Source organism: Erysipelatoclostridium sp. MSK.7.34, assembly GCF_019041935.1.
GTDB lineage: Bacteria > Bacillota_I > Bacilli_A > Erysipelotrichales > Coprobacillaceae > Thomasclavelia > Thomasclavelia ramosa.
Genome location: NZ_JAHPYJ010000081.1, coordinates 1 through 452, shown reverse-complemented (window position 1 = coordinate 452; position 452 = coordinate 1). Strand labels below are relative to the sequence as shown.

Here is a 452-nt window from a genome sequence, read left to right as displayed (position 1 = left end):
TATTTCCGTATCGGAGAAAACAAGTTAAGACGATTGGCAGAGGAAAACAAGGACGCTGGCTGGCTCATTATGAATGGTAACCGCATACAGATTAAACGCCGACAGTTTGAACAGGTCATTGATAAATTGGACGCTATCTAATGCAAATGAGCCTTGTATGTGTTATGATGAACACAAGTCATATCAAGGCTCTTTCCAACAAGGAAAGGAGCAGACACCATGAAAGAAAAAAGACGGGATAACAAAGGTCGTATCCTGCATACTGGAGAGAGCCAACGAACAGACAGAAAATACTTATATAAATATGTAGACGCATTTGGAAACACAAAATATGTGTACGCTTGGAGATTGACACCCACAGACCCAACACCAAAGGGAAAACGGGAAAAACCCTCACTTCGAGAACTGGAACAGCAGATAAGACGGGATATTGAGGACGGTATCGACAGCAC

At 42.5% G+C, this 452-nt stretch carries 2 protein-coding genes; both read left to right on the top strand.

Annotated features, from left to right (window positions below; genetic code table 11):
• Positions 1-141 (top strand): excisionase (locus tag KTF99_RS16925; RefSeq protein WP_103978451.1); only part of this gene is annotated, 141 nt, incomplete at its 5' end.
• Positions 142-219: 78 nt separating this feature from the next.
• Positions 220-452 (top strand): integrase DNA-binding domain-containing protein (locus tag KTF99_RS16920; RefSeq protein ID WP_217215690.1); only part of this gene is annotated, 233 nt, incomplete at its 3' end.